The 24,871-nt window shown below is 64.4% G+C and carries 25 protein-coding genes; 18 read left to right on the top strand and 7 right to left on the bottom strand.

What is annotated here, in order from left to right; all coding sequences use genetic code 11:
* The 4 genes from phnN to phnF all read right to left on the bottom strand — a co-directional run.
* The coding region (gene phnN, locus ACE04A_RS00345; protein WP_485819776.1) for a phosphonate metabolism protein/1,5-bisphosphokinase (PRPP-forming) PhnN at positions 1 to 431 on the bottom strand (431 nt) is incomplete at its 3' end.
* On the bottom strand, positions 428 to 1,171 hold the full coding sequence (locus ACE04A_RS00350; RefSeq protein WP_448717714.1) for a DUF1045 domain-containing protein: 744 nt from the start codon (positions 1,169 to 1,171) through the stop codon (positions 428 to 430). The genes ACE04A_RS00350 and phnN, both read right to left, overlap by 4 nt.
* Positions 1,172 to 1,173: 2 nt before the next feature.
* Positions 1,174 to 2,367 (bottom strand): alpha-D-ribose 1-methylphosphonate 5-triphosphate diphosphatase, encoded by a 1,194-nt coding sequence (locus tag ACE04A_RS00355; RefSeq protein ID WP_279995282.1) that lies wholly within the window; start codon positions 2,365 to 2,367, stop codon positions 1,174 to 1,176.
* 82 nt (positions 2,368 to 2,449) lie between these two features.
* Positions 2,450 to 3,172, bottom strand: a complete 723-nt coding sequence (gene phnF / locus ACE04A_RS00360) for a phosphonate metabolism transcriptional regulator PhnF (protein WP_100854864.1) — start codon at positions 3,170 to 3,172, stop codon at positions 2,450 to 2,452.
* 184 nt (positions 3,173 to 3,356) lie between these two features.
* On the opposite strand from phnF, the gene phnG reads away from it, so the two are divergent.
* The 9 genes from phnG (at position 3,357) to ACE04A_RS00405 (ending at position 10,326) form a co-directional block, all read left to right on the top strand.
* The gene (gene phnG / locus ACE04A_RS00365) at positions 3,357 to 3,836 is read left to right on the top strand and encodes a phosphonate C-P lyase system protein PhnG (protein ID WP_448717717.1); all 480 of its coding nucleotides are present in this window, start codon (positions 3,357 to 3,359) and stop codon (positions 3,834 to 3,836) included.
* Position 3,837: 1 nt separating this feature from the next.
* On the top strand, positions 3,838 to 4,458 hold the full coding sequence (phnH, locus tag ACE04A_RS00370) for a phosphonate C-P lyase system protein PhnH (RefSeq protein WP_448717718.1): 621 nt from the start codon (positions 3,838 to 3,840) through the stop codon (positions 4,456 to 4,458).
* Position 4,459: 1 nt separating this feature from the next.
* Positions 4,460 to 5,587, top strand: coding sequence for a carbon-phosphorus lyase complex subunit (locus ACE04A_RS00375; RefSeq protein WP_485819777.1), 1,128 nt, complete (start codon positions 4,460 to 4,462; stop codon positions 5,585 to 5,587).
* Complete coding sequence (locus tag ACE04A_RS00380) at positions 5,584 to 6,465, top strand: alpha-D-ribose 1-methylphosphonate 5-phosphate C-P-lyase PhnJ (RefSeq protein WP_259249440.1); 882 nt, start codon at positions 5,584 to 5,586, stop codon at positions 6,463 to 6,465. Before ACE04A_RS00375 ends, ACE04A_RS00380 begins: the two co-directional genes overlap by 4 nt.
* Complete coding sequence (gene phnK, locus ACE04A_RS00385; RefSeq protein WP_100854869.1) at positions 6,462 to 7,250, top strand: phosphonate C-P lyase system protein PhnK; 789 nt, start codon at positions 6,462 to 6,464, stop codon at positions 7,248 to 7,250. The genes ACE04A_RS00380 and phnK overlap by 4 nt, the downstream gene beginning before the upstream one ends.
* A gap of 2 nt (positions 7,251 to 7,252) precedes the next feature.
* Complete coding sequence (phnL, locus tag ACE04A_RS00390) at positions 7,253 to 8,011, top strand: phosphonate C-P lyase system protein PhnL (protein WP_259249438.1); 759 nt, start codon at positions 7,253 to 7,255, stop codon at positions 8,009 to 8,011.
* Positions 7,993 to 9,192 carry an alpha-D-ribose 1-methylphosphonate 5-triphosphate diphosphatase gene (locus ACE04A_RS00395; protein ID WP_448717720.1) on the top strand — a complete coding sequence of 400 codons (1,200 nt, stop codon included), beginning with the start codon at positions 7,993 to 7,995 and terminating at the stop codon, positions 9,190 to 9,192. The genes phnL and ACE04A_RS00395 overlap by 19 nt, the downstream gene beginning before the upstream one ends.
* Before the next feature lie 31 nt (positions 9,193 to 9,223).
* Positions 9,224 to 9,766 carry an MOSC domain-containing protein gene (locus ACE04A_RS00400; protein ID WP_259249434.1) on the top strand — a complete coding sequence of 181 codons (543 nt, stop codon included), beginning with the start codon at positions 9,224 to 9,226 and terminating at the stop codon, positions 9,764 to 9,766.
* Between the two features lie 125 nt (positions 9,767 to 9,891).
* A complete protein-coding gene (locus tag ACE04A_RS00405) occupies positions 9,892 to 10,326 on the top strand; it encodes a hypothetical protein (RefSeq protein ID WP_259249432.1) in 435 nt (144 codons plus the stop codon).
* A 52-nt stretch (positions 10,327 to 10,378) separates the two neighbouring features.
* On the opposite strand, the gene ACE04A_RS00410 is transcribed toward ACE04A_RS00405, so the two are convergent.
* Complete coding sequence (locus tag ACE04A_RS00410; RefSeq protein WP_438858337.1) at positions 10,379 to 11,689, bottom strand: dicarboxylate/amino acid:cation symporter; 1,311 nt, start codon at positions 11,687 to 11,689, stop codon at positions 10,379 to 10,381.
* A gap of 308 nt (positions 11,690 to 11,997) precedes the next feature.
* Here ACE04A_RS00410 and ACE04A_RS00415 point away from each other — a divergent pair, with 308 nt between their 5' ends.
* Positions 11,998 to 12,897 (top strand): SMP-30/gluconolactonase/LRE family protein, encoded by a 900-nt coding sequence (locus ACE04A_RS00415; protein ID WP_279995288.1) that lies wholly within the window; start codon positions 11,998 to 12,000, stop codon positions 12,895 to 12,897.
* Positions 12,898 to 12,949: 52 nt separating this feature from the next.
* Here ACE04A_RS00415 and ACE04A_RS00420 read toward each other — a convergent pair whose 3' ends face one another.
* A complete protein-coding gene (locus ACE04A_RS00420) occupies positions 12,950 to 13,834 on the bottom strand; it encodes an IclR family transcriptional regulator (protein ID WP_255444344.1) in 885 nt (294 codons plus the stop codon).
* A 119-nt stretch (positions 13,835 to 13,953) separates the two neighbouring features.
* Here ACE04A_RS00420 and ACE04A_RS00425 point away from each other — a divergent pair, with 119 nt between their 5' ends.
* From ACE04A_RS00425 to fba, 7 genes are all read left to right on the top strand, one after another.
* Complete coding sequence (locus ACE04A_RS00425) at positions 13,954 to 15,282, top strand: ArgE/DapE family deacylase (RefSeq protein ID WP_259251471.1); 1,329 nt, start codon at positions 13,954 to 13,956, stop codon at positions 15,280 to 15,282.
* 176 nt (positions 15,283 to 15,458) lie between these two features.
* Entirely contained in the window at positions 15,459 to 16,946 is a 1,488-nt protein-coding gene (locus ACE04A_RS00430; RefSeq protein WP_447990961.1) for an ABC transporter substrate-binding protein, read from the top strand.
* Positions 16,943 to 17,920: an ABC transporter permease gene (locus ACE04A_RS00435; RefSeq protein WP_046804408.1), complete on the top strand. Its 978-nt coding sequence runs from the start codon at positions 16,943 to 16,945 to the stop codon at positions 17,918 to 17,920. The genes ACE04A_RS00430 and ACE04A_RS00435 overlap by 4 nt, the downstream gene beginning before the upstream one ends.
* On the top strand, positions 17,917 to 18,759 hold the full coding sequence (locus tag ACE04A_RS00440) for an ABC transporter permease (RefSeq protein ID WP_046804409.1): 843 nt from the start codon (positions 17,917 to 17,919) through the stop codon (positions 18,757 to 18,759). Before ACE04A_RS00435 ends, ACE04A_RS00440 begins: the two co-directional genes overlap by 4 nt.
* Positions 18,756 to 20,399, top strand: coding sequence for an ABC transporter ATP-binding protein (locus ACE04A_RS00445; RefSeq protein WP_448717721.1), 1,644 nt, complete (start codon positions 18,756 to 18,758; stop codon positions 20,397 to 20,399). Before ACE04A_RS00440 ends, ACE04A_RS00445 begins: the two co-directional genes overlap by 4 nt.
* The gene (locus ACE04A_RS00450) at positions 20,392 to 21,831 is read left to right on the top strand and encodes an amidase (RefSeq protein ID WP_485819778.1); all 1,440 of its coding nucleotides are present in this window, start codon (positions 20,392 to 20,394) and stop codon (positions 21,829 to 21,831) included. The genes ACE04A_RS00445 and ACE04A_RS00450 overlap by 8 nt, the downstream gene beginning before the upstream one ends.
* Positions 21,832 to 22,068: 237 nt before the next feature.
* Entirely contained in the window at positions 22,069 to 23,133 is a 1,065-nt protein-coding gene (fba, locus tag ACE04A_RS00455; RefSeq protein ID WP_050448830.1) for a class II fructose-bisphosphate aldolase, read from the top strand.
* 128 nt (positions 23,134 to 23,261) lie between these two features.
* Here the strand turns inward: fba and ACE04A_RS00460 are convergent, their stop codons facing one another.
* On the bottom strand, positions 23,262 to 23,717 hold the full coding sequence (locus ACE04A_RS00460; protein ID WP_100854883.1) for a GFA family protein: 456 nt from the start codon (positions 23,715 to 23,717) through the stop codon (positions 23,262 to 23,264).
* 241 nt (positions 23,718 to 23,958) lie between these two features.
* Here ACE04A_RS00460 and ACE04A_RS00465 point away from each other — a divergent pair, with 241 nt between their 5' ends.
* Positions 23,959 to 24,840: a phosphoribosylaminoimidazolesuccinocarboxamide synthase gene (locus ACE04A_RS00465; RefSeq protein ID WP_259249412.1), complete on the top strand. Its 882-nt coding sequence runs from the start codon at positions 23,959 to 23,961 to the stop codon at positions 24,838 to 24,840.
* Positions 24,841 to 24,871 lie beyond the last annotated feature (31 nt).

A 24,871-nucleotide genomic window follows, 5' to 3' on the forward strand; every position in this document is an offset into this window, starting at 1 on the left:
CCCCGGCCCGCCAGCCGTTGCGCAAGCACGGATGGGTCCACGGTGACTTCCACGGCGGTCAATGCCGGGTAGCGCTGGTGCGCCGCTTGCAGATGCTCGCGCGAACCGTTCACGATCACCGCCGCGCCGCAGGCCAGCCAGGTATCGATCTCGATGCCGATGCCGTATTGCAAGCCATGGCTGGCCCAACGCAGGGCAAAGCAACCCAGCGCCGCGCGCCGCGCAAACTCTTCCGGCGTCAAGGCCAGCGCGTCTTCCGTGCCGCCGCTATCGCGGGTGATGTAGCGGTGCGCCACCAACACGGGTTCTTCTGCATGCAGATGCGCGCGCAGCCAGCGCAGCAAAGTGTCCTTGCCGCTGCCCGATGCACCCATCAGGTAGATCAGGCGCGCACCGTCGGCGGGCGGCAAGGGTGGGGCGGGCGTGGTCATGGCGCGGCGGGGCCTTGCAGGGCAGGCGCGCCGACGGCGTCGAACTGCGTGCCGTCGAAATGGTAGTGGCGCGCCGCCACAAAATCGGCCCCGGGTTCAGGCTGCACGAAGAGGCTGACGCTGGACACGGGCATCGCCTGGCCGCGCAGCGGGTCGGCAAAGGCGGCGATGCTGCGTTGCGCCTGCTCCAGCGCATCGCCCGCCAGCTTGCCGGTCAGCGTGATGTGAAAGGTGTAGGTGTCGAAGACATACGGGTAGCCCCAACGCGCCAGCATCGCCTGTTGTTCGGGCGTCAGGGCATGGGGTTGGCGCCGCGCGATTTCCTCGGGCGTGGGCGGGGCACGAAAGACGTCCAGCGTTTGCACGGCGGCATCCGCCAACGCCTGGATGCGGGCCTGGCCTTGGATGTCCGCGTCCGCAATGCGCCAGGCCAGAAATCCGCGCAGCGTTTCGCATTCCAGCGTCAGGTTGAAAGGGCTGATGCCGTTGACCAGCGTTCGCACCGCCGCGTCCAGCGCTTGCGGCGTGGCGCCGGAGGCCAGGCGGAAAGGCGGCTTCAAGGTGGCGTGCAGGCCGTAATGGCGTGGCGCGTCGGTCCAGCCGCGCGCGGCGTCGGGCTGACCAGGCAAGGGCGGCAGCAGTTCGCCCGTGTCCGCGCAGCGGCCCAGCCAGCGGCTGCCGCATTCGCGCCACGGTCCACTGGGCGACAGGTACAAGGCGTAGCGGTGGGCAAGCGGCATGATCAAGCCGCCATGCGTTGGCTGTGGCCGTCGCCGAACACGCGCGTGGCGTAGCGCAGTTCGCCGCCGACGATGGCCGCCACCACGCGCGGCAAGCCCGGCACGTTGTCGTCCACCACGATGGCGTCGGCGATCAGGCCCGGGGCCAGCGCGCCACGGTCTTTCAAGCCGGCGGCACGCGCGGGGTTCATCGACACCAGGTTCCAGGCCTGCGCCAGCGGCAGCACGCCGTCTTGCACCAAGCGCATCACGGCCGCCAGCGGCGCCGGGTAGTAGTAGTCGGACGTCAGGATGTCGCACAGGCCCGCCTGCACCATCTCGGTGGCGCTGGGTGCGCCGGTATGGCTGCCGCCGCGCACGACGTTGGGCGCGCCGAAGACCACGGAATTGCCCAGATCTCGCGCCACGCAGGCGGCTTCACGGGTCAGCGGAAACTCGGCCACGCCGCAGCCCAGTTGATGGTAGTAGCGGCGCGTGGCGGCGTCGGGGTCATCATGCGAGGCGACTTTCAAGCCGGCTGCCTGCGCGCACACCGTCAGTTCGCGCATGGCGTCGGCCACGGAATCCGCCGCCGACATCGCGGCGCGGATGCGTTGCTGGAAGGTGTCCAGATCGCATTCCGCGCGGCTCGCGTATTGCATCAGCTTGCGGTCGTCGCCCAGGCGGCGGGCCATGCCGGGCAAGTGATCATTCAGCGCCAGAAAGCGCACACGCCCGTCGCGGATCCATTGCTGGGCAAGCTCTACGCCGCCCACATGGTGCGTTTCAAAGCGCAGATGCACATAGTGCCGCGCGCCCATCATCGGCTGCATGCGCTCCAGCGCATCGAACATCCGTTCGGCATAGGCCTCGCCGCGCAACCCGCCTTCCCAGGACAGCGTCACGCCATGGAATTCGGTGGTGATGCCGTTGGCCAGCAATTGGCGGTCTACGTCGAACAAGGCGCTGTCATACGGAAAGGTGACACTGGGGCGGGGCATGATGGCGCGTTCGAAAGCGTCGCCGTGCAAGTCCACGATGCCGGGCAGCACCAGCAGTTGGCCGGCGTCGAACCACGGCGCGCCACGGGCGGGCGAGCCGCCGCCGTCGTCGATGAGTCCGCCCTGAAAGCGCAGGCTGGCTTGTTCGACGCCACGCGGCGTCAGGATGCGTTGGCCTGTAACACCGGCCAGGGGCGAGGGGGCGTGTGAGTTCATGGCGTGACGTTATCGATTTTGCATGACAACCAGATGTCTAGATGTGTTCAATTGCTGGTCGGCCCGAACAGGGCCGTGCCGCTTAGCTGTCGTCCGCCACCATCAACTGCACCAGATCGCCCACAAAGCGGGTGATGCTGTATTGCAGCGGGGCGCCGTCCTGATCCACGTTCAAGGCCTCGATCTGCAAAATGGGGCGGGTCTTGGGCTGGCCCAGCAGACGCGCGACTTCCGGCGTGGGCAGCGCGGCGGTAATGCGCGACCATTTGCGCGTGTAGTCGCCAATGCCGTAGTGCGCGTATACCTTGGACACCGAGCGCAGCGCTGTCAGGCGGTCGGCAAAATCCGGAAAGCGCTTTTCGTCAAAGAAGTGCTCCGAGGCGCTGATGGGGCGGTTTTCAGCCTTGCCCACGATTTGCACGCGCAACAGCGGGGCCGTGCGGGTCAGCCCCAAATGCTTGGCGATATCAGCCGCGCGCAAGGTTTGGCTGCCCAGGACTTCCTGGTGGCCCAGCATGCCCTGGCTGCGCAGGTTTTCGGAAAAGCGCGTGCGCTTGCCGATGGCGTAATCAATGGCGTGCTCTTGCACGAATGTGCCACGGCCCTGTTCGATGCGGACCAGCCCACTTTGCTCCAGCTCGCCCATGGCGCGCCGGATGGTGTGGCGGTTGACCGAAAACTTGGCGGCCAGCTCGGGTTCGGAAGGCAACTGCTCGCCCGCCAGATAGAGCTTGTTGCGGATATCGTCCGCCAGGGACTCACCAATTTGCCGCCAGACGGCGATGCCGGAACCTCTTTCAACCATGGGGTCTGCTCGTGCTGTCATATCAGCTTCATGAAGAATGGCTGTGATTGTGCCCGATGCGGCGCGCGCCGGATAGGCGCTGCACACGCACCGCAACTGTCATCAAAAATTCACGCCAGCCTGTTGAACTTCAATTTCCAAGCGATCATACTTCATCCGGTCGTCTAGACGTGTAGAGGAAATTATGGATCACTCACAAGCGGGGCAGCAAGCGCCCGACACCCGGCGCGCCGCCTGGATGCGCGTGTTGTCCCTGGCGGACCCGGCCGCCTTGGAAGGGGCATTCAGTGGCTTGGATGGCGTGCCCCAGCACCAGATGCTGCGGCCGGCCCAAACCGGTATGGCCATGGTGCGGGCGCGCAGCGGCGGTACCGGCGCGCGTTTCAATCTGGGCGAAATGACGGTGACGCGCTGCGCGGTGACGCTGGACACGCAGGCTGGCGGCGTGGTGGGCGTGGCCTACGTGCAAGGGCGTTCCCTGCGCCATGCCGAACAGGCCGCAGTGGCTGACGCGCTGCTGCAATTGCCGGAATGGCACGACACCGTGCAAGCGCAATTGATCCAGCCGCTGGCGCGCCAGCATGCCGATAAGGTCGACGCCCAGGCGCGTGTCGCGGCACAGACCAAGGTTGAATTCTTCACGATGGTGCGGGGCGAGGACTGACATGCAAGCACAGACAAGCACCACGTTGCCCGCCGCGCGCGGCGGCCTCATCCCGGGGTTTGCCGACCCGGTCAACGATGCGCAAACCACCTTTCGCGCCGCGCTTAAAGCCCTGGCGCATCCCGGGCGCGTGGAAGAAATCACTGCCCAATGCGGCGTGCCCGCCGGCTTGTCGCCGGCCATGACGGCGCTGCTGCTGACGTTGGTGGACGGCGATACGCCCTTGTGGTTGCCCCCCGAAGTGAGCGCCGACGCGCTGGCCTTCCTGCGCTTTCATTGCGGCTGCCCCATCGTGCCATCGCCGTCGCTGGCGCGCTTTGCCGCCGTGCCGATGGGTTGCGATGCACCCGCGCTGTCCGCCTGCCATCCCGGCGACCCGGCGTATCCGGACTTGTCCACGACCTTGCTGCTTGAAGTGGGCTCGCTTGCCGACGGCCACGCGGTCAGCCTGACCGGCCCGGGTATCCAGACGCGGCAAGCGCTGTCGGTGGCGGGCCTGCCCGAGGGCTTCTGGCGCGACTGGCGCCTGAACCATCAACTGTTTCCGCTTGGCGTCGACGTGTTCCTGACGCAAGACTGGCGGATGTGTGGACTGCCGCGCACGACGCGGGTGGAGAACTGACATGTACGTAGCCGTCAAAGGGGGCGAACGCGCCATCCTGAATTCCTACCGCATGCTGGACGCCTACCGGCGCGGCGACCGCGCGGTACCCGAGCTAAGCCTGGACCAGATTCGCGAACAGATGCCGCTGGCGGTGTCGCGCGTGATGGCCGAGGGTTCGCTCTACGACCCGCAACTGGCCTCGCTGGCGCTCAAGCAAGCGGCGGGCGACGTGATCGAAGCGGTGTTCCTGCTGCGCGCCTATCGCACGACCTTGTCGCGCTATGGCTACACGCAGCCGATCGACACGGGCGCCATGCGCTTGCAGCGCCGTATCTCGTCCACCTTCAAGGACGTGCCGGGCGGCCAGATCCTGGGCCCCACCTACGACTACACGCAACGCTTGCTGGATTTCACGCTGGAAGCGCAGCGCGAGGCCGACGCGCTGCCCGCCGGCGGTGAGGCGCTGGACAGCGCCATGCCGCGCGTGACGGATCTGTTGGCGCACGATGAATTGATCGACGCCGAACCCGTGCCCGAAGGCGACCCCGAACCCTTCGACCTGACGCGCCAGCCGCTGGACTTTCCGGCCTCGCGCGCGGCCCGCCTGCAGAACCTGGCGCGCGCCGACGAAGGATTCTTGTTGTCCATGGGCTATTCCACGCAGCGCGGATACGGCAACACCCATCCGTTCGCGGCCGAGATCCGCTACGGCACGCTGGAAGTGGAGATGCACATCGAAGAGCTGGGCTTTGCTGTCACGGTGGGCGAAATTGAAATCACCGAATGCCAGATGGTGAGCCAGTTCGCGGGCAACGCCGAAGCCGGCCCGAAGTTCACGCGCGGCTACGGCCTCACCTTCGGCTACGGCGAACGCAAAGCCATGTCGATGGCGCTGGTGGACCGCGCGTTGAAGGCCAAGGACCTGGGCGAACGCGCCGATTCGCCCGCCAACGACCACGAGTTCGTGCTGTATCACAGCGACAACGTCGAGGCGTCCGGCTTTGTGCAGCACTTGAAGCTGCCGCATTACGTGGACTTCCAGGCGAACCTGGAATTGCTGCGCCGCTTGCGCTCGGACGGGGCTGCGTTGCACCCCACCCCCCAAGCCGCTCCCAACGATCTGATCGACGAGGCTGTTTCCCAATGAGCGCCCAACACGCCACGGTCGAACGCGACGACCACTACAACTTTGCGTATCTCGACGAATCCACCAAGCGCATGCTGCGCCGCGCGCTGCTCAAGGCGGTGGCCATACCCGGCTACCAGGTGCCGTTCGGCAGCCGCGAGATGCCGCTGCCTTATGGCTGGGGCACGGGTGGCATCCAGGTCACGGCGGCCATCATCGGCCAGGACGACGTGTTGAAGGTCATCGACCAAGGGTCGGACGACACCACCAACGCCATCAACATCCGCCGCTTCTTTGGCCGCGTCACGGGCGTGGCCACGACGGAATCCACGCCGGACGCCACCATTGTGCAGACGCGCCATCGCATTCCTGAAACGCCGCTGCGCGAAGGGCAGGTGATGGTCTACCAGGTGCCGATTCCGGAACCGTTGCGCTGGCTTGAACCCAGTGAAACCGAAACCCGCACGATGCACGCGCTGGCCGAATACGGCGGCATGCACGTCAAGCTGTACGAAGACATCGCGCAGCACGGCCACATCGCCACCACCTACGACTACCCCGTCATCGTGAACGACCGCTACATGATGCGCCCGTCGCCCATCCCGAAGTTCGACAACCCCAAGCTGGACGGCAACCCCGCGCTGATGCTGTTCGGCGCCGGCCGCGAAAAGCGCGTCTATGCCGTGCCGCCGTACACCCGCGTCAAAAGCCTGGACTTCGACGATCACCCCTTCACCGTGGAAACCTGGACCGAATGCTGCGACCTGTGCGGATCGCGCGACAGCTATCTGGATGAAATCATCCTGGACGACGCGGGCACGCGCCGCTTCGTGTGTTCGGACACGGAATACTGCAACCACCGCCAAGCGCAACAACGCAACGACGAGGCCACGGCATGAACCCCCAACCCCACCCGCAACCCTTGCTTTCCGTGCGCAACATGACGCGCACCTGGGACGGCGTGCATGGCTGCCGCGACGTCAGCTTTGACCTGTTTCCCGGCGAAGTCCTGTGCGTGGTCGGTGAGTCCGGCTCGGGCAAGAGCACCTTGCTGTCGGCCGTGTCATACCAAACCCAGCCGGACGCCGGCAGCGTCTGGTACGACACGCGAGACCAGGGCTTCATCGACCTGGCCGCGCTGCCCGGCGCGCGGCTGCGCCTGTTGTCGCGCACCGATTGGGGCTTTGTGCGGCAGAACGCGCGCGACGGTCTGCGCATGCAGGTCAGCGCGGGCGCCAATATCGCCGAGCGCCTGATGGCTGTGGGCGACCGGCATTACGGTGACCTGCGCGCCGTGGCGGGCAACTGGCTGCAAAAGATGGAGATCGACGCGGGCCGCCTGGACGATACGCCGGTGTCGTTTTCCGGCGGCATGCAGCAGCGCTTGCAGATCGCGCGCAATCTGGTCACGCATCCGCGCCTGGTGTTCATGGACGAACCGACCGCGTCGCTGGACGTGTCGGTGCAGGCGCGCTTGTTGGACCTGTTGCGCCAGTTGGTCACGGACCTGGGCCTGGCCGCCATCGTGGTCACGCACGACCTGGCGGTGGCGCGCCTGCTGGCGCATCGCACGCTGGTGATGCGCGGCGGCGTGGTGGTCGAAAGCGGGCTGACCGACCAGATTCTTGACGACCCCCAACACCCCTACACCCAGTTGCTGGTGTCTTCCATTTTGCAGAGCTGAACATGCGCGCAACCACTCCCATGATCGAGGTGCGGGGCCTCGGAAAGATGTTCACCCTGCATAACCAGGGCGGTATTCGCCTGCCCGTGCTGGACGCGGTGGACTTCGATGCGGCTGCGGGCGATTGCCTGGTACTGGCCGGCCCGTCGGGCACCGGTAAAAGCACCTTGCTGCGCTGCCTGTACGGCAACTATCTGGCCACCGAAGGCAGCATCCGTGTGCGCGCAAACGACGAATGGGTCGAGCTGGTGGGCGCGCCCGAACAACGCATTCTGGCCTTGCGCCGCGACGTCATCGGCTATGTCAGCCAGTTCCTGCGGGTGATTCCGCGCGTATCCGCGCTGGATGTGGTGGCCGAGCCGCTGCGCATGGCGGGCGTGGATGCAGACGACGCGCGTGATCAGGCCGGCGCCTTGTTGCAACGCCTGAACGTGCCGCCGCGCCTGTGGGGCCTGGCGCCCGCCACGTTTTCGGGCGGCGAGCAGCAGCGTGTGAACATCGCGCGTGGCTTCATCGCGCGCCATCCCATCTTGCTGCTGGATGAACCCACGGCATCGCTGGACGCCGACAACCGCCGCGTGGTGATCGCGCTGATCCACGAAGCCCTGGCGGCGGGCCGCTGCCTGCTGGGCATTTTTCACGATGCCGAGGTACGTGACGCCGTTGCCACGAAAACGTTGGCGCTGCGGCCGGCGTTGGCCGAGCCGGCTGAGACGGCAGAGTCGACCCAACCGGAGGAATCATGCAAAGCACCTATCTGACCCACGCCCGCGTGATGCTGCCCGACCGCGTGCTGGATAACAGCGCGGTGCTGATCGATGACGGCCGCATCGTCGCCATCGAACCCGATGGCGCGCGCGCGGATCGCGTGGTCGATCTACAGGGCCAGACCTTGTTGCCCGGGCTGATCGACCTGCATTGCGACGCCATCGAAAAAGAAGCCGAGCCCCGTTCGCGCGTGCTGTTTCCCCTGGACTTCGCCGTGGCCCAGGTCGACCGCCGCAATGCCGCGGCCGGCATCACCACGCCCTACCATGCGCTGTCGTTCGCGAACAAGGATTTGGGGGTGCGCAACAACCAGACGGCGGCCGAAGTGGTGCGCACGCTGCGCGCATTCCGCCCGCACAGCCTGGTGGATAACCGCGTGCATTGCCGCTACGAAGTCACCGATGAAACCTCGGTGCCGGTGTTGCGCGCGCTGATGGAAGAGGGTGCGGTGGATCTGCTGTCCGTCATGGATCATTCGCCGGGGCAGGGCCAGTTCAAGACGTTGGAGTCCTATCTGCAATACATGATGGGCAACCACGCAATGACCCGGGAACAGGCCGAGGAAGCCGCCCACGCCAAGACGCGCGCGAAAGATGGCGCGGTGACGCGGGTAGAGACGCTGTTGGCGCACGCGAAGTCGCTAGGTATCCCCACCGCCAGCCACGATGACGACTCCGTTCAACGCATTGCCACCATGCGCAACCTGGGCGTGGCGATGAGCGAATTCCCGATCACGCTGGATACGGCCCGCGCCGCGGTGTCTTGCGGCCTGCCCACGATTCTGGGGGCGCCGAACGTGCTGCGCGGCCAAAGCCAGAGCGGGTCGATGCGGGCCATTGACGCCATCCGCGCGGGCGTGGCCAGTTGCCTGTGTTCGGACTATCAGCCGTCCACGCTGATCGCCGCGGCCTACGCGGTGGCCGCGCAGACCGACCTGAGCTGGCCGCAGGCGATTGCACTGGTCACGGCGAACCCCGCGGACGCCTGCGGGCTGTCGGACCGGGGCCGTATCGCCGTGGGCCTGCGGGCCGATCTGGTGGCGGTGGCGCAGGTGGGCGCCTTGCCATTGATCAGTCACACCTGGTCGGCCGGCCGGCTGGTATTCTCCACGCACTATCAGCCGTCGCGTACCCACGTGGCGGCGGCGCCCCAGCCTCAACGGGCGGCGGCCTGAGCCGTTGGCGATGTCTTCCAGGAGAACCGCGATGAATCCGATCGTGATTGCCGTCGCGCTCAGCGCCACGCACACGTTCAGCAAGCCTGTAGTGCCCACGATCATGCTGTTGCGCGGGCTGGGGGTGGAGGGTGACGCGCATCAGGGGGTGACCGTCAAGCATCGCTCGCGCGTGCGCGCCGACCCCACGCAGCCGAACCTGCGCCAGGTGCATTTGATTCAGGCCGAGCTGCACGACGAGCTGCAACTGGCCGGTTTCAACGTCGCCGAAGGCACGATGGGCGAAAACATCACCACCCGGGGTATCGATCTGCTGGCCTTGCCACGCGGCGCGCGCCTGCGCATCGGGGCCGACGCGGTGGTCGAGATCACCGGGCTGCGCAACCCCTGCGTGCAGTTGGACCAGTATCAGAAGGGCTTGACGGGCGCCGTTCTGGGCCGCAACCCCGACGGCAGCCTGCAACGCCGCGCCGGCGTCATGGGGATCGTGGTGGAGGGCGGGGCGGTCAGCCCCGGCGACGCCATCCGGGCCGAGCTTCCCGCACTGCCGCATTTTCCGCTGGAACGGGTGTAGGGGCAAAAACATCGTTGCGGGTCAAAGACGGGTCGCCCGGCATCTGGTTAAATGGCGAAGGGCGTAACGGCCTAAGGCGCAGCCGGCCCTTCTCCGGCTCGTCATCCAATTTTCCGGAGCGCGCGATGGCACGATTCAATTTCAACCAAGACCCCGAAGAACCCGATCTGTGGGCGGCCGAAAACGTGCCCGTCGGCGATGGCCGTCCCCCCATCCACGTCATGATCCAGACGGATGGCGAAGAGCCCGACAGCGGCGCGTCCAAGGTGGTCAAGGCCATCATCGACAATCTGGACGATCACATCCTGGCAGCGGCCGAGTTCCTGCTGGATAACTATTCCTACGAGCACTACAAGAAGCTGGGTCTGGAAGACGACCAGTTGCTGCAGGAAGAAACCGCCGAAGCCATGGCCGAAAAAGCCGTGCTGCGTGCCTTGTGGCTGTTCGACGAAGACGGCGACGGCTACGAACTCTGGTTCACGCTGCCCTGGGACCCGGTCCACACCTACGACGTTGAATTCGAAGACGGCACGCCGGTGTCCTGCTCGGTGAACGACTGAATACAGTCGACTGAATCGGGTCGCCCCGGTTCAGTCGACCCCACCCAATCGACTACCCCTGGTTTTCGCGCACGACTGCTGGCGTGCCGGTTGCCGGCCGCGCCGGCGCATCGGCGGCCGCGTCGCCGGGGTTGTCTTCCCGCTTATCTTCCAGCTTGGCGATAACGGCGGTAGCCAGGCTGTTGCCCACCACGTTCGTCGCCGTGCGACCCATGTCGAAGAACTGGTCGATGCCCATGATCAGCAGCAGGCCGGCCTCGGGCAAATGGAACATCGGCAGCGTCGCTGCCACCACCACCAGCGACGCGCGGGCCACGCCCGCCATGCCCTTGCTGGTCACCATCAGCACCAGCAGCAAGGTCAGTTGCTGAGCAAAGCTCATCTCAATGTTGTAGGCCTGCGCAATGAACAGCACCGCGAACGACTGGTACATCATCGAACCATCCAGGTTGAACGAATACCCCAGCGGCAACACAAAGCCCGAAATGCGCTTGGACACGCCAAAGCGTTCCAGCGCTTCAATGGTTTTCGGGTAGGCCGATTCGCTGCTGGCGGTGGAAAAGGCCAGCAGGGTCGGTTCCTTGATCAGCCCGCCCAGGCGGCGCGTGGACTTGCCCAGAAACAGATAGCCCACGCCGAACAGAATGGCCCACAGCAGCGCCAGACCCAGGTAGAACTCACCGATCAACTTGCCGTAGCTGACCAGCACGCCCAGGCCTTCGGTGGTGATGGCGGCGGCCATGGCGGCGAACACGCCCAGCGGCGCAAAGCGCATCACGTAGTCGGTGACGCGGAACATGATCTTGGCCAGCTCGTCGATCAGGGTGTAGATCGTGTTGTGACCCTTGCCGCGTATGAACGACAGCGCGGCTCCGAAGAACAGCGAGAACACCAGGATCTGCAAGATCTCGTTGTTGGCCATGGCCTCGGCGATGCTCTTGGGGAACACGTGCGCAATGAAGGCCTTGAGCGTGAAGTCGCCCGTCTTCAAGCCCGAGGTGAAGCCCGCGTCGGGTATCGCCAGATTCATGTGCGCGCCCGGCTGGAACAGATTGACCAGCAGCAGGCCCAGCAGCAGCGATACGGCGGAAGCAGCAATGAACCAGACCATGGCGCGCAAGCCGATGCGGCCCACGGCGTTGGCGTCGCTCATGCTGGCCAGACCCGATACCAGGGTGGCGAACACCAGCGGGGCAATGATCATCTTGATCATGCGCAGGAAAATATCCGTGACCAGACTGAAGTACGAGGCAATGTGCGCGGCCTCTGTGGCGTCCTGCGCGGTCTTGTTGCAGAGGTAGCCCACCAGGACGCCCAACACCATGGCGATGCCGATGGCGCGCGTCAGCTTCTTTGTATTCATGATCAAAACGGAAAACGAGGAGCCCGCCGCTGCAAGACCCCGGGGAATGGGGCTGCGCCCGCCGGCACGGGGCGGGAAAGCGGTCCGGTGACGGGTATGCCAGGGCACCCTGCAAACTGCGGGTTTTCCCTTGGGGCGCGATGTTAACGCTGCACTCCTGACACGCAGTTGTCATGCTGGGGACGTATCAGTAACACCTTCCGGCGTGCCAGAATGGGCCCGCCGCCAAACGGCGTATCAATAAAAACCGGCCCGACCGGGAACATAAAGAACCGGCCCCGACCGGCAACATAAAAGGAGACCAAGCAATGCCGAAACGCGAACTGTCCGTGCTGGCGTCCGGATACACCTATCTGGAAGGCCTGCGGTGGCACGAAGACCGCCTGTGGGCGTCAGACTTCTACACCGAGCAAGTCATCGCCGTGGACCTGGCCGGCAAGATCGAACAGATCTGCCGCGTGCCAGAGCAGCCCTCGGGCCTGGGCTGGCTGCCCGATGGCCGCCTGCTGATCTCATCCATGAAAGACCGCAAGGTGCTGCGCCGCGAGGCCGACGGCACGCTGGCCGTGCATGCCGACCTGTCGGCGCTTACGGGCGGCCCCATCAACGACATGGTGGTGGATGACCAGGGCCGGGCCTACGTGGGTAATTTCGGTTTTGACCTGATGGCCGGCGAGCCGGTCGCGACGACGACGCTGGTGCGGGTGGACACGGACGGCGTGGCGCAGGCGGTGGCCGAAGGGCTGTGCTTTCCCAACGGTTCGTTCATCACGCCGGACGGCAAGACGCTGATCGTCAACGAAACCTTCGGCAACCGGATCTCGGAATTCGACATCTTGCCCACGGGCGCGCTGGGCCCGCGCCGCGACTGGGCCAACTTCGGGCCATTGCCCGATAGCGACGACCTGTCGGTGTTGATCGCCGCGTCGGCCATCGGCCCGGACGGCGGGGCGCTGGACGCGGAAGGCGCGCTATGGGTGGCTGACGCCATCGGCAAGCGGATCGTGCGGCTGGCGCGCGGCGGCCAGATCCTGGAGCAGATCGACACCGGCGAATTCGGCATCTTCGCGGCGGCCCTGGGCGGGCCGGACGGCTGCACGCTATTCATGGCCGCCGCCCCGGATTTCATCGAGGCCAACCGTCGCGCCAAGCCCGAAGGCCACATTCTGATGACCCGGGTGGACGTGCCGCACGCGGGTCGGCCTTGATGCGGTTGAAGAGGGCGCACGTCAAGGACCCTACGGATCCTTGACGTCCCATTCAGTTGCGGTTGGGGCGGCCGCTGAGCGCCCGCGCGGCGGAAATCGCCAATGAACTGAAGCGCTGCGAGAAGGAATCCAGCGTCCATTCGGCCAGCAGGCCGGCGATATGTATGGCCCCAATCGGGCGGCCGGTGTGGTCGACGACCGCGCTGCCCAGCACGATCTCGCCCACCATGCTTTCTTCCTGGCAGATGGCGTAGCCCTGCACCCGCGCTTCGCGCACGCGCTGCCGGATCAGGTCGGGGTCGGTGATGGTCTTAGGCGTCAGCGGGCGCAAGTGGCTGCGTGCCAGGATGTCGTCGACTTCGTCATCGGGCAGATGCGACATGATGGCGCGACCGCCTGAGGACGAGAACGTGGGCATGCGCCGACCCACCAGGGTGGCGTAGAAGGTCTGGCGCTTGGTCTGGCGACGTAGCGCATACACGATGGTCAGGTCGTCAAACAGGCTCAGATCCACGCGCTCGCCGCATTCCTGCTGCAGTTGCTCAAGGATGGGGGTCGCGCGCTCCAGCAGGGGGTGCCCGCGCAAGAAATCAAACGTTCGGTCCAGGATCTTCTTCCCCAGCACATAACCGCGCTGGTTACTACCGCGCTCCAGATACCCAAGGGCCACAAGCGTATGCAACATGCGCTGGGTCGAGCTGCGGTCGAGGCCCGATAACTGCGCGAGTTCGTTCAGGCTCAGCGGGCCGGGGTGATTGGAGAACGCCTCCAAGATGCCGAAGCCTTTAGCCAGGGATTGGTTGAACCGGGTCTCGGTTGTCGCCATGTTGATGTACTCCAGTTTCTTCTTGTCTTTGCTGTTGGTTCGGCGGGCGATATCCGTACGTGGATACGCGCTGTAGAAGTAATTCGCTTTCTTCCAGGCTAGGGAAATCACCCATGCTTTCCGTCTTGCCTCGCAATTGTACGGCCCCTATCATTCCACATATAGATATCGAAGTATCAATAAATGATACTTAAGAGGCGATTTAGTCCGTGGTGGACAAGGAGAGTGCAATGAGCAGTGCCGTAGCAGCCAGGCTGGATCTGGCCCGTATCGCAGAAGCAGTCAACCGGCTTCGCCCATACATGATCGACACGCTGGCCGGATTCGTGCAATGCCGCAGCCTGCCCGGTCAAGAGATGCCCGCAGCGGAATTCCTGGAATCCGCCCTGGCGGACCTGGGCCTCGTTTCCGAGCGGATAGCGCTGCGCACCGAAGAGCTCAAGAACCTGCCGCTGTATTCCCCCGCCTGCTGCCCGGACGGTGGCCGCTACAACGTGTTGGCACGCCACGAGCCGCGCAGCGCCGGTGGCCGCGCCGTGCTCTTCAACGGCCACCTTGATGTGGTACCGACCGGCCCGCAAGAACTTTGGGATCCGAAGCCATTCAGCGGCGAAGTGCGGGAAGGCTGGCTGTATGGCCGCGGCGCGGGTGACATGAAGGCCGGGATCATCTGCGCGCTTGCCGCTTTCAAGGCCTTGCGGGAATTGGGCGTGCAGCCTGCGGGCGCAGTGGGTTTTAACGGCGTGCTGGAAGAAGAAAACACCGGCAACGGCACGCTGGCCACCGTATCTGCGCTGCAAAGCGCCATCGCTGCGGCCAAACTTAGCGCGTTCGACGCGGTAGTTATTCCCGAACCCACGAACGAACGCATGATGAGCGCGCAATTAGGCGTGTACTGGATGTACGTGGATGTCGTGGGTCGTCCGGCGCACGCGGCCAACATGACCTCGGGCGTCAACCCTGTCGAAATCGGCCTGCGTATTGTCGACGAAATGAAAAAGGTGGAGCACGAATGGAACATGCCGGAAAACCGGCATCCGGCTTATCGAGAACACGCGCACCCGATCAATTTCAATTTGGGTCAAATCCACGCCGGGGACTGGAATTCGTCGGTGCCTAGTGTCTGCACGTTGGGCATGCGGATCGCTTGCTACCCGGACATGAGCATTGACGCCGCCAAGGAGTTGGTCGAGAAGCGTATTCGCGCCGTTGAAGACGCATTGAGGGAGAGCGACGTGCGCATCGACATCCGCTACGAGGGCTTCCACGCTCCCGGCTGCGAGTACGACCTAGACGTGCCTGCCATGCAACTGCTGGCCGACGCCCACCGCCGCGTCGCTGGAGAAGCGCCGCAGCCCACTGCGATGACCGCCACCACCGACGGTCGCCACTTCCGCCTGATGATGGACGTGCCGGTCACCTGCTACGGCCCAAAGGTGCAGAACGTGCACGGCTTCAACGAATGCGTCTCGGTAGACAGCATGGTGCGCGTCGCGACATCGCTGGCGCTGTTTATGCACGACTGGTGCGGCGTGGAGCCGCTGCAAACCTCAGCCTGATGGTGGCGGGCCTTCCGCCGCCGTCTTCCGCCGCTTCCATTTCATACGGAATTCCTGCCATGACGTTCCCTGTCGCCCGGTGCGCCTTAGCGCGCTTCACCCTCGCCACCGCGAGCCTGTTAACGCTGTCTGTTCCCGTCTTGCAAGCGGCTGAAACGCCCCAGTATGGCGGCGTCTTGACTGCCATCCTGAGCCCCGAGCCGCCGACTTTAAACGTGGCCGTGCAGCAAGTCGCGAGTACACAATTGGTTGCCGGCAAGATCTTCGAAAGCCTGTTGACCTATTCCTTCGACCTGAAGCCGCAACCTGGGCTGGCCAAGTCTTGGGACGTGTCCGCCGACCGCCTGACCTATACCTTCCACTTGCAGCCCAAGGTGCAGTGGCATGACGGTAAGCCGTTCTCATCTGACGACGTGCTGTTTACGTACACCAAAGTGCTGGCTAGCACTCCACGCACACGCACGCTGATGGCCAACGTGCAAGAAGTGTCGGCACCGGACGCACATACGGTCGTTTTCAAATTAAAGCAGCCGTACTCGGCGTTTCTGTACGCGTTTGATATCGGCGGCGGCGCCATCCTGCCCAAGCACCTGTACGACGTGGACACGCCAATTGGCCGGAATCCGAACAACAACGCGCCGATCGGTACCGGCCCGTTTAAGTTCAAGCGCTGGGAACGCGGGTCATATATTGAACTGGTCAAGAACGAGCAATACTGGAAGGAAGGCCGGCCTTATCTGGACGGCATCACGTACCGCGTGATTCCCGATTCGGCTTCGCGTCGCGTGGCTTTGGAACAAGGCACGGTGCTGCAAGCATGGCAGCAAGACATCGAGCCCGTTGATGTGGCGCGCGTGGCCAAGCTGCCGACCATTAATCAAACCCACAAGGGATATGAGTATTGGTCGACCATGCACTGGCTCGAGCTCAACGGCAGCCGTTATCCCTTCTCGGACAAACGATTCCGTCAGGCGCTGATGTATGGCATCAACCGTCAGTTCATCGTTGACAAGATCATGTTCGGGTCGGGTACGGTGGCCACTGGTCCCATTCACCACAACACGCGTTTCTATGACGCCAACGTCAAAAAGTATCCGTACGACCCGAAGCGAGCCATTGCGTTGCTAGATGAAATGGGTCTGAAGCCCGACGCCAAGGGCGTGCGCGCCACCATCGGCCTGATACCGCTGCCTTACGGCGAAACGCCACGCCGCACTGCGGAATACATCAAGCAGAATCTGTCCAAGATCGGCGTGACCGTCAATATCGAAAGCACCGACGTTGGCGGGTGGACCAGCCGCGTGGGCAACTGGGATTTCGATATGGCCGCCAACGGCGTGTTTCAGTACGGCGACCCGGCCATAGGCGTGGCGCGCACCTATCTGGGCAGCAACATTAAGAAGGGGCTGATGTTCAGCAACACCTCGCAGTACGACAACCCCAAGGTCGACGAACTCTTCAACGCCGCCGCCACCGCCCCTACCGACGAAGAGCGTCAGAAGTTGTACAGCGAAGTCCAACGCATTCTGGTAGACGACGTGCCGGTCCTGTGGCTGGCCGACACCAAATCCTCCACGCTGCTGAACAAGCGCGTGCATGACGCGGTGACAACCGCGCTTGGCGTAGTTGATACGCAAAGCGACACTTGGCTGTCCAAAGAATGAAGGCGGTCAGTAAATTCCTGGCGAATCGGGTGGTCAAGAGCGCCCTGGTTCTGCTGATGATCGCGCTCTTTAACTTCTTCCTGGTTCGCGCGGCGCCGGGTGATCCGGCTGAAATTCTTGCCGGGCAATCGGGTGCGGTGGACGCCGAGTTCATCGAAAAGCTGCGTCAGGAGTTCGGGTTGGACAAGCCCATCCCGGTGCAACTGGGACATTACCTGAAGAACGTCGCCACGTTTGATCTAGGCTATTCCTACCGCCAACAGGCGTCTGTTTCCAGCTTGATCTTGCAGCATCTGCCAGCGACGCTGTTGCTAACGTTGTCGGCGTTTGCCTTTGCGTTGCTGGCCGGGATCAGCCTCGGTACACAGGCCGCATTGCGGGTGGGCAAATGGGGCGACACTGTCATCACCACGCTGTCCATGCTGGCTTACGCCACGCCGCTGTTCTGGGTGGGGCTGATGCTAGTGCTGCTGTTCTCGGTCAATCTAGAGTGGCTGCCCGCCTTCGGCTATGAAAGTGTCGGTGCCGACTTGACGGGAATGGCGCGCATGGCCGACGTGGCCAAGCATTTGCTGCTGCCAGCGTTGACGTTGGGCATGTTTTACATGGCCGTCTACGCCCGGCTAACGCGCGCGTCCATTCTCGAAATCAGCCAACTTGACTTCGTCAAGACAGCACGCGCCAAGGGCTTGTCAGAACGCACGGTCATCGTACGGCACGTGTTGCGCAACGCGCTGCTGCCCGTCATCACCTACGCGGGTATTCAGGCGGGCGGGCTCATCGGCGGGTCGCTATTGGTCGAAACGGTGTTCGCGTGGCCTGGTATCGGGCGACTGGCCTTTGACGCGTTGGTGCAGCGCGACTACAGCGTGCTATTGGGCGTGTTTTTCGTGGCCTCGTTAATCGTGGTCGTAGTCAACATTGTCACCGACATTCTTTACACGGTGGCGGACCCCAGAATCGAACTGAAATGAATGCGTTCATACAATCTTTCTGCCGCAACAAGGGCGGCATCATCGGCCTGATCGTGCTGGGGCTGGTCACCTTGATGGCCATTACCGCTGGTTGGATCTTTCCTGACAGCCCGTGGGACATCGTCAACGGCCCCTTTATGCCGCCGCTGTCCGACGGTGCGCTGCTGGGCACTGATACCTTGGGCCGCGATATTGCCACTGGCATCGCTTACGGGTCCCGCGTGACCCTGCTACTGGCTGCAGTGTCCACCGTTGTGTCCATCTTGGTGGGCATCACGGTGGGGGCGTTGGCCGGCTTTTATGGCGGTCGCGTGGACCAAGCCATTGTGGGTTTTATCGAGCTGTTCCAGACCATTCCCAGCTTCTTCCTGGCGGTGGTGCTGGTCGCCATTCTGACCCCCAATATGGCGACTGTGATCTTCGCGATTGCGGTGGTGTCGTGGCCGCCGCTCGCGCGGTTGGTACGGGCGGAATTCATGAGCCTGAAGAACCGCGAATTCGTGCAAGCCGCGATGTTGGCAGGGCAGTCCAACATTCGCATTATTCTGACGCAGATCCTACCCAACAGTTTGTCGCCCGTGATTGTTTCGGGCTCGCTGATGATCGCAAGTGCAATCCTGCTGGAATCGGCCCTCAGTTTCTTGGGTCTGGGCGACCCTAATGCCATAACGTGGGGTTACATCATCGGGATGTCGCGCAGCGTGTTGCGGGATGCGTGGTGGATGAGCGTGTTCCCTGGCGTGGCAATCTTGGTGACAGTGTTGTCGCTGAACCTGATCGGGGAAGCGCTCAACGATGCCCTGAATCCCAAATTGGCCCGCAGGAGGGCAACGCAATGAGTGCCGACCAGAACAGCGTGCTGCTTGACATCCGCGACCTTAGCGTCACCGCTGCCCATGGGGGACCCACGGTCGTGCAAGGCGTGTCGTACACCGTCAACCGCAATGAAATCATGTGCGTGGTCGGCGAATCGGGTTCGGGAAAATCCGTGACGGCGCACGCCATTATGGGTCTGCTTCCGGACGATCAACTCAGTATCACGCAAGGGAAAATTCTGTACGGCGGACGCGACCTGGTCGGCTTGTCGGCCACCGACTGGTACGGCTTGCGCGGCAAGTCGTTCGGCATGGTGTTCCAGGAACCCATGACCGCGCTGAATCCCATCATGCGCGTGGGCCGACAGGTGGACGAAGTGCTCGAACGCCACACCACGCTGAGCGCCTCGGCGCGCAAGCAGCGCGTGCTGGAATTGTTCGAACAGGTGCTGCTGCCGGATCCCGCCGCCATGATCGACGCCTTTCCGTTCCAGTTGTCGGGCGGGCAGCGGCAGCGCGTGGTGATCGCGATGGCGCTGGCCTTGGAGCCGGACGTGCTGATCGCGGATGAACCCACGACCGCGCTGGATGTCACGACACAGGCGCAGATCCTCGGGCTGATCAAGGACATCCAGCGGCGCATGGGCATCGGCGTCATCTTCATCACCCACGACTTTGGCGTGGTGGCCGACATTGCCGACCGCATCGTCGTCATGCGCAAGGGCGCGGTGGTGGAGGCGGGCGCCGCCCAAGACATCCTGAACCGCCCTCAGCATCCCTATACGCGCCAGTTGATCGCCGCCGTGCCGCACAAGCCCGAGGGCAAAGAAGAGGCCGGCGCGGCGCCCGCGCTGATGGTGGTGGACAAGCTGTGCAAGACCTTCGCCACCGGCGGGCGCCGGGTCGACGCACTGCGCGATATCTCGCTGGAAATCCGGCAGGGCGAAACGCTGGGCCTGGTGGGCGAGTCCGGCTCGGGCAAGTCCACCTTGGGCCGCACGCTGATCGGCCTGATCTCGCCTGACAGCGGCAGCGTGCGCATGGAAGGGCAGGAACTCGTCGGCATGAAGCCGCGCGACTTCCGCCCCTATCGCCGCCAGATCCAGATGGTGTTCCAGGACCCCTACGCATCGCTAAACCCGCGCCACCGCGTGATCGAGGCGGTGGCGCAAGGCCCCATCGCGTTCGGCATCAGCCGCAAGACCGCGCTGCGCGATGCGCGTGAATTGCTGGAACTGGTGGGCTTGGGCGGAGACGCGGGCGACCGCTATCCGCACCAATTTTCCGGTGGGCAGCGCCAGCGCGTGGGCATCGCGCGCGCCCTGGCCTTGAAGCCCCGGCTGCTGGTGGCGGACGAAGCGGTGTCGGCGCTGGACGTGTCCATCCAGGCGCAGGTGCTGGACCTGCTTAAGACCGTAAGCGGGCAGTTCGATTTGTCCGTGCTGTTCATCACCCACGACCTGCGTGTCGCGGCCCAGATCTGCGACCGCATTGCCGTCATGCGGCAGGGGCAACTGGTGGAGCTGGAACGCGCGGCCACGATTTTCTACCACCCACAACATGAATACACGCGCCGCCTGATCGAATCGGTGCCGGGCAAGGCCTGGAACAAACCCGATCTGGAAGCGCTGTCAGACCCATCAAGGAGCAAGCAGTATGCGTGACACCGAGTATCAGGCGCTGGACGGGCTGGCGCTGGCGGACTTGTTGGCAAGGCGCGAAGTCAGCCCCGAAGACCTGATGGCCTGCGCCATCAAGCTGGCGCGGGAACGCGCGCCGGCCATGAATGCGCTCTGCTACGAGCGCTATGAAGAATCGCTGGACGTGGCGCGCGCCTGGCAGGCCCGGGGCGTGTTCGGCGCGATCCCGTTCCTGCTGAAGGATTCCGGGCTGGCGCACACGCGCTTTCCGTCCAGCCTGGGCTCCCGCCTGTTGAACGATACGCGCTATGCCCGCAACGCCACGTTGGCCGACCGCTTTGAAGCCGCCGGCCTGATCCCGTTTGCCCGCACCACCGTGCCCGAATTCTGCATGGCGCCCACCACCGAGGCGGCGCGCAACGGCGGCCCCACCCGCAACCCCTGGGACCCGACGCGCTCGACGGGCGGGTCCAGCGGTGGCGCGGCGGCGGCGGTGGCGGCAGGCATCGTGCCCTTGGCGCATGGCAGCGACGGCGGGGGTTCCATCCGCATCCCGGCCGCTGCTTGTGGCGTGTATGGGTTGAAGGTGTCGCGGGGCCGCGTGCCCATGGGTCCGTTGCGCGGCGAAGGCTGGGGCGGCCTGGCGACGGATGGGGTGTTGTCGCGCTCGGTGCGCGACACGGCGGCCGCGCTGGACGCCGTGTGTGCCCCGGAGCCGGGCGCGCCCTATGCGGCGCCCGCCGCCCCGGCGTCTTATCTGGAACTGTTGTCTGCCCCCCCGCGAAAAATGCGCATCGTTGTGTGGCGCAGCGCCTTCAATGGCGTGGCCGTGGCGCCCGAATGCGTTGCCGCTGTCGAGCGCGCGGCGGCGCTATGCCGGGAGCTGGGCCACGAGGTCGTGGACGGCACGCCACCGGACATCGAGTACGACGCCTTCGTGCAGGCCCACGCCAATGTGCTGGCCGGAAACATCGTGCTGTCGGTGGACACGCGGCTGGGCCTGACCGGCCAGCCCTTGGCCGACGACGACCTGGAACCCGTGCTGCGCCAAGGCTATGAATACGGCAAGTCGCTGCCGGCGGCGCAGTACATCGGCAGCGTGAACCGCTTCCATGCCATCGGCCGCATTCTTGACAACTATATGGAGGGCTACGACGCCATCCTGTCGCCCTCGCTGACGCAACTGCCGTTGAAGTTGGGCGAATTGTCCACGGCCCAGGGCACGTTCCTGGACTTCCGCCGCAAGGTCGCCACTTACGGCACGTTCTCGTTGGCGTTCAATGCGTCGGGCCAGCCGGCCGCCAGCTTGCCGCTGGTCTGGCCCGATGCGGGTCTGCCGGTGGGCGTACAGGTGGTGGGCCGCTATGGCCACGAAGCCGTGGTGCTGGCCTTGTCGGCCCAACTGGAAACTGCCCAGCCCTGGGCGGGACGCATCGCCGTGCCGCAGCCTGTCTAGGGACGGACTCGGGGGAACAGCCCGCCGAAAGTGAAACTTCGCGTGTCGGGGCGGCTTTGGCCGCCCCTTGTCCCTCATGCGTCCGGACGACCTGCGCGCGGCTTGCGCCGCTTTGCCATCGGCTGAATGGACCGGATACCGGCGGTTGCAAGACCTTTCAGCGATTCCCCCGTAAAATCACGCCATTCAGCAAGGCTTCAACCATCATTCCATAGACAGTTCATAGGAGGACCACTCATGGCCCTAGTCTCCATGCGCCAGTTGCTCGACCACGCCGCCGAGAACGGCTACGGCATTCCGGCTTTCAACGTCAATAACCTGGAACAGGTCCAGGCCATCATGGAAGCCGCTGCGGAGACCGATAGCCCGGTGATCATGCAAGCTTCGGCCGGCGCGCGCAAATATGCGGGCGAGGGCTTCCTGAAGCACCTGATCCAGGCCGCGGTGGAATCCTATCCGCACATTCCCGTCGTCATGCACCAGGATCACGGCCAGTCGCCCAAGGTCTGCCAAGGCGCCATCGACCTCGGTTTCTCCAGCGTGATGATGGACGGTTCGCTGAAAGAAGACGGCAAGACCATCGCCGACTACGACTACAACGTCGAAGTCACCAAGAAGGTGGTGGACGTCGCCCACAAGCTGGGCGTGACGGTTGAAGGCGAACTCGGCTGCCTGGGTTCCCTGGAAACCATGGAAGGCGATAAGGAAGACGGCCACGGCGCCGACGGCAAGCTGACCATGGATCAACTGCTGACCGATCCGGAACAAGCCGCCGACTTCGTGCGCCGCACGCAGTTGGACGCGCTGGCCATCGCCATCGGCACCAGCCACGGCGCCTACAAGTTCACGCGCAAGCCCACCGGCGACATCCTGTCGATTTCCCGCATCAAGGAAATCCACGCCCGCCTGCCCAACACCCACCTGGTGATGCACGGCAGCTCCAGCGTGCCGCAGGAACTGCTGGCCGAGATCCGTGAATTCGGCGGCAACATGAAGGAAACCTACGGCGTGCCGGTCGAGGAAATCCAGGAAGCCATCAAGTACGGCGTGCGCAAGATCAATATCGACACCGATATTCGTCTGGCCATGACCGGCGCGATTCGCCGCTTCTTCGCCGAGAACCCCGAAAAGTTCGATCCGCGCGAATACCTGAAGCCCGCCCGCGCCGCCGCCAAGGCGATCTGTGTGGCTCGCTACACGGAATTCGGCACGGCCGGCAACGCCAGCAAGATCAAGGCGCTGCCGCTGACCGAAATCGCCGCGCAGTACGCCTCGGGCAAGCTGTCGCAAGTGGTGCAGTAAACCTGTCCAGCGCCGCCTTCGGGGGGGCGCCGGGGTAGCAAAAAGGGGTGGGTCCGTCATGGACCCACCCCTTTGTTTTGGCCGGCTGCCAAGAAGGGCGTATCGGCTGGCCGCGTCAGCCCCGCGCGTCAGGCGGGCGGCGAGTTTTGCGGGAAGTGCGGCACGCTGCGGTCCACGTGGTGCCAGGACGGCGCCGAACTGGTCCACAGGCTGGCCTTGGCGTGGAAGGCTTCGGGGTCGTCCAGCGAGCCCGCGCGCACCACTTCGTATCCCATGCCTTCCGAGCCGCCGAACAGCGGCGTGCCACAGGCGGCGCAGAAGCTGCGCATGACGGTGTGCCCGGAGTCTCCCTTGTAGCGGTGTTCCTTGGCCTGGCCGCGCAGCATCGTCACCGAGCCGGCGGGAAAGATCAACGCATGGGCCGGGGCGCCGCCGCTGGAATATTGGCAGTCGCGGCAATGACAGGTGGCGGCGGTGATGGGCTCGTCGGTAACGGCGTAACGGATCGCGCCGCACTGGCAACCGCCAGTCAGGTGTACCGGCGCGTCGGCGGCGGGCGGGCGTTTGAGGGAAGCTTCCTGCATACGACTTTGTCTCCGGGCGTAAGGTCTGCGGCGTGACGCCCAAAGGCGGCCGGCGCGAATTGTGAGTCGGAAATCAGAGCCTAACCCGGCCCCCGCCGCCCGGCAAGACGGGCTTATTTGCAGTAATCTATGCGTCTTGCAGAGGCCATGCCGCCTTTTGCGCAGGTTCCGATTTCGTTCTACTTCCCGCCCTGGCGCTCGCCCGTGGCGGGAATCTTCATTTTTGCCATAGGCCATTCCCGTGACTTCTGCTTTGCATCAATCCAGCATCAAGTCCTTGCCGCTGCTGGGCCGCGGTAAGGTGCGCGATATGTACGCGGTGGGCGACGACAAGTTGCTGATCGTCGCGTCGGATCGTATCTCCGCTTTCGACGTGATCCTTGACGACCCCATTCCCGGCAAGGGGCAGGTGCTGACCGAGCTGACCGAATTCTGGTTGCAGAAGCTGGCCCACATCCTGCCGAACCACTCCACGGGCGTGCAGCCCGAAGACGTGGTGGCCCCGGACGAAGTCGACCAGGTGCGCGGCCGCGCCGTTGTGGTCAAGCGCCTGAAGCCGATCCTGGTGGAAGCGGTTGCCCGTGGCTACCTGATCGGTTCCGGCTGGAAGGACTACCAGGCCACCGGCGCCGTTTGCGGCATTCAACTGCCTGCCGGCCTGCAACAGGCCAGCCAGTTGCCCGAACCCATCTTCACGCCCGCCGCCAAGGCCGAATTCGGCATGCACGACGAAAACGTGGACTTTGCGCACGTGGTCAAGGAAGTTGGCCAGGAAATGGCCGAGCGCATCCGCGACGTCACGCTCAAGCTGTACACGGAAGCGGCCAAGTTCGCCGCCACCAAGGGCATCATCATTGCCGACACCAAGTTCGAATTCGGCCTGGACGACAACGGCACGCTGCACTTGATGGACGAAGTGCTGACGCCCGATTCCTCGCGTTTCTGGCCCGCCGACGGCTACCGCGTGGGCATCAGCCCCCCGTCGTTCGACAAGCAGTTCGTGCGCGACTGGCTGGAAACCCAAACCTGGGACAAGACCCCGCCCGCCCCGCGCCTGCCGCAAGACGTACTGGTGAAGACGGCCGCCAAGTACCGCGAAGCGCTGGACCGCCTGATCGCCTGATCCGCCTTACGGCATCAGGCCTTCGTGGTCG

The organism is Achromobacter colocynthidis, assembly GCF_057334535.1.

What these genes read in the sequence shown, in the direction of transcription:
- ACE04A_RS00350 (WP_448717714.1), bottom strand. Translation starts at nt 1,171, where the DNA reads ATGCCGCTTGCCCACCGCTACGCCTTGTACCTGTCGCCCAGTGGACCG.
- ACE04A_RS00355 (WP_279995282.1), bottom strand. Translation starts at nt 2,367, where the DNA reads ATGAACTCACACGCCCCCTCGCCCCTGGCCGGTGTTACAGGCCAACGC.
- phnF (WP_100854864.1), bottom strand. Translation starts at nt 3,172, where the DNA reads ATGGTTGAAAGAGGTTCCGGCATCGCCGTCTGGCGGCAAATTGGTGAG.
- phnG (WP_448717717.1), top strand. Translation starts at nt 3,357, where the DNA reads ATGGATCACTCACAAGCGGGGCAGCAAGCGCCCGACACCCGGCGCGCC.
- phnH (WP_448717718.1), top strand. Translation starts at nt 3,838, where the DNA reads ATGCAAGCACAGACAAGCACCACGTTGCCCGCCGCGCGCGGCGGCCTC.
- ACE04A_RS00375 (WP_485819777.1), top strand. Translation starts at nt 4,460, where the DNA reads ATGTACGTAGCCGTCAAAGGGGGCGAACGCGCCATCCTGAATTCCTAC.
- ACE04A_RS00380 (WP_259249440.1), top strand. Translation starts at nt 5,584, where the DNA reads ATGAGCGCCCAACACGCCACGGTCGAACGCGACGACCACTACAACTTT.
- phnK (WP_100854869.1), top strand. Translation starts at nt 6,462, where the DNA reads ATGAACCCCCAACCCCACCCGCAACCCTTGCTTTCCGTGCGCAACATG.
- phnL (WP_259249438.1), top strand. Translation starts at nt 7,253, where the DNA reads ATGCGCGCAACCACTCCCATGATCGAGGTGCGGGGCCTCGGAAAGATG.
- ACE04A_RS00395 (WP_448717720.1), top strand. Translation starts at nt 7,993, where the DNA reads ATGCAAAGCACCTATCTGACCCACGCCCGCGTGATGCTGCCCGACCGC.
- ACE04A_RS00400 (WP_259249434.1), top strand. Translation starts at nt 9,224, where the DNA reads ATGAATCCGATCGTGATTGCCGTCGCGCTCAGCGCCACGCACACGTTC.
- ACE04A_RS00405 (WP_259249432.1), top strand. Translation starts at nt 9,892, where the DNA reads ATGGCACGATTCAATTTCAACCAAGACCCCGAAGAACCCGATCTGTGG.
- ACE04A_RS00410 (WP_438858337.1), bottom strand. Translation starts at nt 11,689, where the DNA reads ATGAATACAAAGAAGCTGACGCGCGCCATCGGCATCGCCATGGTGTTG.
- ACE04A_RS00415 (WP_279995288.1), top strand. Translation starts at nt 11,998, where the DNA reads ATGCCGAAACGCGAACTGTCCGTGCTGGCGTCCGGATACACCTATCTG.
- ACE04A_RS00425 (WP_259251471.1), top strand. Translation starts at nt 13,954, where the DNA reads ATGAGCAGTGCCGTAGCAGCCAGGCTGGATCTGGCCCGTATCGCAGAA.
- ACE04A_RS00435 (WP_046804408.1), top strand. Translation starts at nt 16,943, where the DNA reads ATGAAGGCGGTCAGTAAATTCCTGGCGAATCGGGTGGTCAAGAGCGCC.
- ACE04A_RS00440 (WP_046804409.1), top strand. Translation starts at nt 17,917, where the DNA reads ATGAATGCGTTCATACAATCTTTCTGCCGCAACAAGGGCGGCATCATC.
- ACE04A_RS00445 (WP_448717721.1), top strand. Translation starts at nt 18,756, where the DNA reads ATGAGTGCCGACCAGAACAGCGTGCTGCTTGACATCCGCGACCTTAGC.
- ACE04A_RS00450 (WP_485819778.1), top strand. Translation starts at nt 20,392, where the DNA reads ATGCGTGACACCGAGTATCAGGCGCTGGACGGGCTGGCGCTGGCGGAC.
- fba (WP_050448830.1), top strand. Translation starts at nt 22,069, where the DNA reads ATGGCCCTAGTCTCCATGCGCCAGTTGCTCGACCACGCCGCCGAGAAC.
- ACE04A_RS00460 (WP_100854883.1), bottom strand. Translation starts at nt 23,717, where the DNA reads ATGCAGGAAGCTTCCCTCAAACGCCCGCCCGCCGCCGACGCGCCGGTA.